The 7,146-nt window shown below is 65.5% G+C and carries 6 protein-coding genes, 1 tRNA gene and 1 other RNA gene; 2 read left to right on the top strand and 6 right to left on the bottom strand.

Annotation, left to right across the window (positions count from 1 at the left end; genetic code table 11):
• Positions 1 to 100 precede the first annotated feature (100 nt).
• Positions 101 to 1,204, top strand: coding sequence for an HNH endonuclease signature motif containing protein (locus tag QP324_RS10615; protein ID WP_284816018.1), 1,104 nt, complete (start codon positions 101 to 103; stop codon positions 1,202 to 1,204).
• 23 nt (positions 1,205 to 1,227) lie between these two features.
• Here the strand turns inward: QP324_RS10615 and recR are convergent, their stop codons facing one another.
• From recR to ffs, 6 genes are all read right to left on the bottom strand, one after another.
• Complete coding sequence (recR, locus tag QP324_RS10620; protein WP_005323161.1) at positions 1,228 to 1,884, bottom strand: recombination mediator RecR; 657 nt, start codon at positions 1,882 to 1,884, stop codon at positions 1,228 to 1,230.
• 72 nt (positions 1,885 to 1,956) lie between these two features.
• A complete protein-coding gene (locus QP324_RS10625; protein ID WP_005327377.1) occupies positions 1,957 to 2,325 on the bottom strand; it encodes a YbaB/EbfC family nucleoid-associated protein in 369 nt (122 codons plus the stop codon).
• Positions 2,326 to 2,388: 63 nt separating this feature from the next.
• On the bottom strand, positions 2,389 to 4,764 hold the full coding sequence (locus QP324_RS10630) for a DNA polymerase III subunit gamma and tau (protein WP_284816019.1): 2,376 nt from the start codon (positions 4,762 to 4,764) through the stop codon (positions 2,389 to 2,391).
• Between the two features lie 18 nt (positions 4,765 to 4,782).
• Positions 4,783 to 5,373 (bottom strand): hypothetical protein, encoded by a 591-nt coding sequence (locus QP324_RS10635; protein ID WP_284816020.1) that lies wholly within the window; start codon positions 5,371 to 5,373, stop codon positions 4,783 to 4,785.
• The gene (locus QP324_RS10640; protein WP_284816021.1) at positions 5,327 to 6,598 is read right to left on the bottom strand and encodes an aminotransferase class I/II-fold pyridoxal phosphate-dependent enzyme; all 1,272 of its coding nucleotides are present in this window, start codon (positions 6,596 to 6,598) and stop codon (positions 5,327 to 5,329) included. Before QP324_RS10640 ends, QP324_RS10635 begins: the two co-directional genes overlap by 47 nt.
• 60 nt (positions 6,599 to 6,658) lie before the next feature.
• An RNA gene (ffs, locus tag QP324_RS10645) (signal recognition particle sRNA small type) lies at positions 6,659 to 6,757 on the bottom strand.
• 178 nt (positions 6,758 to 6,935) lie between these two features.
• Here ffs and QP324_RS10650 point away from each other — a divergent pair.
• Positions 6,936 to 7,024 (top strand) — tRNA-Ser (locus QP324_RS10650).
• Positions 7,025 to 7,146 lie beyond the last annotated feature (122 nt).

Below are 7,146 nucleotides of genomic sequence, written 5' to 3' on the forward strand. Positions count from 1 at the left end.
TGTGGATAACTTCGCCCAGCAGCCCCAGAAACCCCGAGTTATCCACAGGCTCGGCCGCCTGCCCTTGTAGCCGCCTGCCCCCGCCCATAGGCTGCGGGGCATGACGTTATTGGAGCAGCTGGGCGACATCGCTAAGCGCGGCGTGGACCTTCTCGAAGAAGCCCATGCCGCCTCCAGCCTGCCCCTGCCCGCGGATCAAGCGCGCACCCTGCGCCGCACCGCCGCGGCCTTCCTCTCCCCCACCAGCCACTCGCGCTACCAATCCCGCGCCCTAGCCGCCGCGCGCCGCAACCAACACAGCCTGGAGACCCTCGCGCTCATCGCCCGCCGCTCGCGCGGCATTTCTGACCCCACCAAACGCTGGCAATTTCGCGAGAAGCTGTGCGCCACCGCCGGCACCACCGCGCAGGTCTCGCGCGCGGCGACTCGGCTGCTGCGCGAAATCAACCCGCCGCCCGAGCGCGAGGACGGCGGCCGCCGTATCATGCACGGCGAGAAAACTACTCTGAGTTTCACCGGCCCCGCCGCGCAGATGGCCGATATCTGGGCCGCCGCCAAGTCCGACCCGCTGGCCTGGCTCACCGGTTCCCGCGCCGCCGCGCCCGCGACCGTGACCACAAATGTCATCATGGAGCTGCCGGATTACCTGAAAATCCTGACAGGCGACGGCGACGACATCCGCCTCGCGATGACCACTGGCGCGACCATCACCGGCGCCGAACTCGTCCGCCGCACCCTAGCCGGCGCCGGCCTTTTCACGCTCATCCATCCCGAGCGCGGCCCCGTCAATCTCTACCGCACCCGGCAGGCCTCCCCTAAGCAGCGTCGCATGCTCGAGGCCGAAGGCGCCCGCTGCGCCTGGCCCGCTTGCCGACGCCCCGCCTCCGAATGCCAAGCCCACCACCTCATCGAATACTCCCGCGGCGGCCTCACCCACCCCGAAAACATGACGCTGCTCTGCCCGTATCACAACTCCATCAACGGCCTGCCGGGCCGCGGCCGCATGGCCCGCGTCAACGGTCGAATCGCTTGGCTCCCGCCCGCCAGCCGGCACAACGCTACGCCTAGCAGCCCGCATAGCAGCATGCATAGCGGCCACAGCGGTATACACAGCAGCGCAGATAACGGGACGGCCAGCAGAGCGCACGGCCCGCCGGTGTTCACCGGCCGCGCGCGAACCGGGCCCACGGCCGCCGTCCCCTAGCCCGCGCTTGCGGATTCCCCGCGTTAAATGGTCAGGCGGCCAGAGAGCGCGCGGGACAAGGTGAGCTCGTCCACGAACTCCAGATCGCCTCCGAGCGGCATGCCGGAGGCCAATCTGGTGATCTTCAAATCAGGGAAGTCACGCAGCAACCGCACCAGGTATGCGGCGGTGGCCTCGCCCTCGGTATTGGGGTCGGTGGCGAGAATGACTTCGTGGATGGTGGGGGTGGCGTCGTAAAGCGGGGCTTCAGGGGTGGAATCCGCCAGCTCGCGATCCGGCAGCACGCCGCCCAGGCGCTGCAGCAGCGTGGAAATATTCAAATCGCGCGGGCCCACATTCGCCAGCGGATCCAGCGCGCCACCCAAGACGTGGTAGCGGCCCTCATACTCGCCGGTGCGCTCGATGACCTGGATATCCTTCGGCTCCTCCACCACGCATATGGTCGAGGCGTCGCGCTGCGAATTAATGCAGATGCGGCAGACATCCTCGCGGGAAATATTGCAGCAGATGCGGCAAAAGGTCACGCCATCGCGCACCGCGCCCAATGCGTTCTGCAGCCGCTCGATGTCCTCGGGTTCCATGTGCAAAACGTGAAACGCGATGCGCTGCGCCGACTTCGGGCCGATGCCCGGCAGGCGCGAAAACTCGTCGATGAGGTCTTGCAGAGGTCCTTCAAACATCAATTACTCCCAAAATCAGCAAAAGGCCGCGGCCCCAGCGCGGGGCAACGGCCTTTTATCGTATCGTGCGGGCTACTGGTTGCCGCCGAAGACATCCTCAAAAGACGGGCCACCCTGGCCGCCCATGCCCTGGGACAGCGGGCCAATCTTTTCCTGTGCCAGGCGGCCGGCCGCAGCGTGGGCCTCCTTGAACGCGCCCATGACCAGGTCCTGCAGGGTGTCGACGTCCTCCGGGTCCACGACGGACTTATCAATCTGCAGGTCCACGAGCTCGGCGCCGCCGGTCATGGTCACCTTAACCAGGCCGTTTCCTGCCTGGCCCTCGACGTTGGTGGCGAGGATTTCTTCCTGCGCCTTCTGCAGGTCTGCCTGCACCTGCGCGGCCTGCGCGATGAGGTCGTTCATGTCATTTGCCTGCTGCATTGGGTCTTGGTCAGCCATGTTGTTTCCTTTCTAATTCAACTGTAAATTTCGCTACCGCCCGAGTGTACCGTGCTCGCTGGGTTAGGCACGCCGGGCGCCCAGCTCGCGCTCCAGCAGCTCCATAGCTACCTCGGTAGCGCTGCGATGATCCATCTCGCCGGTCGACTGCGCGGCCTCCATCATGTCGCGCTCTTCGTCGTCGCGGGTGTAGGCCGGCGGCTCCTCGGGCGGAGCGGCAAAGTCCGGCTCAGGCTCGGGCGGCAGCGGCACGCCGTTGCTGAACTGCGATTCATCGCGCTGCTTGGCAGCCTGCGTCGCCCGTGCGATGCGCGAGCGCCACCCGGGCGCGCTTTCCGGTCTACTCTCCGCCTCCTGGTCGTCGGCAGGCTCGCGCGCCGGCTGATTCGGCGTCCACGCTTCCTTGCGCTGTGGCGGCCGCGGGGCATCGAAACCGGCGGTCTTCGGGTCGGTGCCCACCACACAGGTCACGGCCACATCGCGCTGGAACTCCTCCTTGAGCACCTCCACGATGACGGCGTTATTGGCGGGTGCGTTGATGCGCTCGGCCAGCGCGCCGGTGGTGTGCCCCAGCGTCAGGGTGCCATCGCGGAAGCCAAGCACGCGGGCTTCGGCCAGCATGATTTCAGCCACCTTATTCCGCTTTCCGACGCTCCCCCTCAACGCCACCCATTTCTCCCTCACGGCCTCTGCGAAGTCGCCCGCCGGCTCCTCCGCCGCCTGCGGCTGCGCCATTTCCGACGCCTTCTCTGCGCCAGACTCCGCCCCAGACTCCGGCTTGGTTTCCTGGGCAGATTCCTCCGCGCGGGACGGTACGGGCTTCTCTAGTGGCTCGCGATGCTTCTCCTGAGTCGGCGCTGAGTGCGGCGCCTCGCTCTGCGCCGACTGCGCCGATTGCTGCTCGGGCACCTCTGCCTGCGGGATTTTCCGCTCACGCTGCCACGGGTCCCCAGCCTCTTGCTGCTGCGGTTTCGGCTGCGGCTCTTGGTTCTGAGGCTTCTGCGTGCTGTGCGCCTCGGCGGCTGCCGGCTGCTCGGGTTGCGCCTTCGGCTGCGCATCCGGTTGCGATTCCGGTTGGGACGGGACCTGCGGTTGCGGCTGAGCGGCCGGTGCAGAGGTTGGAGCAGAAGAAGGGGTAGAAGCCTGCTGCTCCTGGGACTTGGCGCGGCGGCGAGCGATGATAGCAGCAGCGGCGGACTGGGGGTCTTGAGCACCGGCGACGGCAGAGTTGGCCGCGGGAGCACCGCCCGGGGTCGCAGGGCCAGCCGGCGCGGGCGAGGCCGCGGCAGCATTGGCAGCGGGGGCGGGAGCGGGAGCCGCTGCAGGTGCGGCGGCAGCGGGACCGGTGGACCCGATAAGCAGATGCGCGCACATGATTTCTAGCAGCAGGCGCGGCGAAGTCGCACCGGTGAGGTCGCTGATGCGGTCGTTGACCGTGGAGGCCAGGTAAGTCAGCTGCGGTCCGGAAAAACGCTGCGCTTGGGCGGTGAGCACGGAAGCGCGGTCGGTGGGCGCGGAGACGAGGCCGGCTTCGATGGCGCCGGGCACGGCCTGCAGAATCATCAAATCGCGCAAACGGTCGAGCAAATCGACGGCGAAGCGGCGCGGGTCGTGGCCGGCCTCGATGACGTGGTCGACCATCGCGAAGAGGCCGGGTTTGTCTTGGTTGGCGAGGGTTTCGATGGCGTCGTCAAGCAGCGAGACATCGGTGACACCCAAAAGCGGCCGGGCAAGGTCATAGGTCAGGCCATCGGGCCCAGCGCCGGCCAGCAGCTGGTCCAGCAGAGACAAAGTATCGCGCGGGGAACCGCCGCCCGCCTCAATGACCATGGGGTACACGGCGTCCTCGACCTGCACGCCTTCGGCCGCAACGGTGCGCTGCAGCAAGCCCTTCATGGCCGGCGGGGTCAACAGGCGGAAGGGATAGTGGTGGGTACGCGAGCGAATGGTGCCGATGATTTTCTCCGGCTCCGTGGTTGCGAAAATGAAAATGACGTGCTCGGGCGGCTCTTCCACCACCTTGAGCAGTGCGTTCGCACCGGAAGGCGAAATCATATGCGCCTCGTCAATAATGAAGATGCGGTAGCGCGATTCGGCCGGCGCGTAGTAGGCGCGGTCGCGCAGCTCGCGCATGTCCTCCACGCCGTTGTGCGAGGCAGCGTCGAGCTCCGTCACGTCCAGGTTGCCAGGGCCGCCGGGGGCGAGGGAGACGCAGGAATCGCACTTGCCACACGGCGTCGAGGTCGGCCCGTGCTCGCAATTGAGCGAGCGGGCCATAATCCGCGCCGAGGAGGTCTTGCCGCAGCCGCGCGGGCCGGAAAAGAGGTAGGCGTGGTTGATGCGCCCTGCATCAAGGGCGGCGGATAGCGGCGTGGTGACCTGCTCTTGGCCCACGACCTCCGCGAACGTTGCTGGACGATATTTCCGGTATAAAGCCACGGTTAGCCAGTTTACCGGCTAACCCTCGCGCGACCAGTCCAGCAGGTCAATGCCCTGCTCGGCCACCGCTCCCTGCAGCTTGCCGACGCCCTCTTCTACCCCAAACGCATATTCCGAATCCGTCAGCATGAGCAGCTGCAAGATGAGGGTCAGGCGGCCCTCCTCGCGAAACTGCGGGGTCTGCCCGCCCCACAGGTACGGGGCGATGAACAGGCCGTGGTGCACGGTGATATCTGGGACATCGAGGATGGACGGCAGCATCACGCCCGGCTGCGCCGGCAGCAGGCCGCCGGCCTTTTCGAAGGTGTCGGCCGCGGCGTTGATGGCGGCGGCCACCTCGGGCTGCCCGGTGCGTGCCACCGTGAGCAGCTCGCAGCGCACATCGGTGCCGTCGTCCTGGCTTTGCAGGCCGGTATCGGTGGTGCTGAAGGTGGTGGTGAGGGCGAGCGATTGGGCGTCGGCAAGCGAGGCAAGGGCTAGCCGGCGCCCCTCAACGTAGCGGAACTCCAGCGGCGCCGGGATAATCTCGCTCAGCCACAGGGCAGACTCGTCGGCGTTGATTTTAGGCCCCCAGCTTCTCCACGGCGGCGAGCAGGACGCAGGTGGCAACGCCGTCCATCGCGGCCTCGACCTCCTCCTGTGGCGGCAGGGTTGGGGCGAGGCGGATATTGCGGTCATTGTCGTCCTGGCCATAAGGGTAGGCGGATCCGGCCTGGGTGAGCAGGATGCCGGCATCGCGCGCCAGCTCCCAGACGCGGTTGGCGGTGCCGTCGACGACGTCGAGGGAGATGAAGTAGCCGCCCTTCGGGTTGGTCCACTGCGCCACCTCGTACTCGCCGAGGCGCTTGTCCAGGATGCGCAGCACGGCATCGAACTTGGGCTTAATCAGCGCTGCGTGGCGGCGCATCACGGCGCGCACGCCCTCGGCAGAGCCGAAGAACTCGTGGTGTGCCAGCTGGTTAATCTTATTGGGGCCGATGCCGCGGATGCCGGCGTGCTCCAGGTACCACTCGAGGTTGTCCTCCGAGGTGCCGAAGAAGCCCACGCCCGCGCCCGCGAAGGTGATCTTCGAGGTCGAAGACATGGCCCAGAAGCGGTTCGGGTTGCCTTCTTCCGCAGCGATATCCAGAATCGGCAGGATTTCCGGGAAGTCCTCGGTCAGGGTGTGCACGGCGTAGGCGTTATCCCACACGATGCGGAAGTCCGGCGCGCCGGCCTCCATGCGGGCGAGGCGGCGGGCCTTGTCTTCAGAAATCACGGCGCCGGTGGGGTTAGCGAACATCGGCACTACCCACATGCCCTTGACTGCCGGATCCGCCACCAGCTTTTCGACGGCCTCTACATCCGGCCCGTCCTCCTCCATTGGCACCGTGACCAGCTCGAAGCCGAATTGCTCCGTGATGGCAAAGTGACGGTCGTAGCCCGGCACCGGGCAAATCCACTTGAGCTTTTCTTCCTTGCTCCACGGCTGTGCGGAATCATTGGTGCCGAAGAGAAACGCCCAAGAAATCAGGTCGAACATGATGTTCAGCGAGGACGAGTCTGCGGCAACCAGCAGCTCTGGGTCCATGTTGGTCAGCTTGCCCCAGATATCGCGCAGTTCTTTGATGCCCTTTTGGTTGCCGTAGTTACGCAGGTCGTTTCCGGCCGCGTCAGTGTAATGGCCTAGGCCGGGCAGAGCAAGGAGATCATTGGAGAGGTCTAGCTGCGCCTTCGCCGGCTTTCCGCGGGTCAGGTCCAATTTCAGGCCCTTAGCCTTAAGATCCTCGTAGTCCTTACGGACCTGGGCGGCGAGCTCCGCGAGTTCGGACGATTCCAAAGTAAGAAGCGACATGCGTATGTCTACCTTCCATGTATAGGGCGACTTTTAGCCCCCAATAGTAACGCACGCCATACAAAAAGGGGACCCCGCGCACCCGCCAGAGCCTCCTGACCCTTGCTGCATTCCTGCCCTGGGGGAGTTCAGAGGATGGACGCCACGCGGAATCCTGTCCCATACTTTAACGCCCGCGCGCCGGTTTAGCCAAATGGGCCTCCGGCCGCACGGGCTACCACCGCCCACCGGCGCGCAACCCAAGGACCATCCGACACAAACGGCATTAGATCGCCAGAAATAGGCCCTGACCTGGCGATTGGTAAAATAATTGCCACGGCTGCTAATGTTTCTTCTCGGAGGATTCGACTAGCGGCCTATGTCACACGCCTGGAACGCGTGCGGGGTTCACGCCCCTCGTGGGTTCAAATCCCACATCCTCCGCCAAAGGAAATCCCGGCTCCTGCTTCACCGCACGGAGCCGGGATTTTTGGGTTAAGTAGCAAAAAGTGTGTCTGAGTTACAGCGATCTTGCTGCTCAGGCTGGGTAAATCGGGCGGATATAAGGT

The sequence above is a fragment of the Corynebacterium sp. UMB0012 genome (genome assembly GCF_030216265.1).
Classification (GTDB): Bacteria; Actinomycetota; Actinomycetes; order Mycobacteriales; family Mycobacteriaceae; genus Corynebacterium.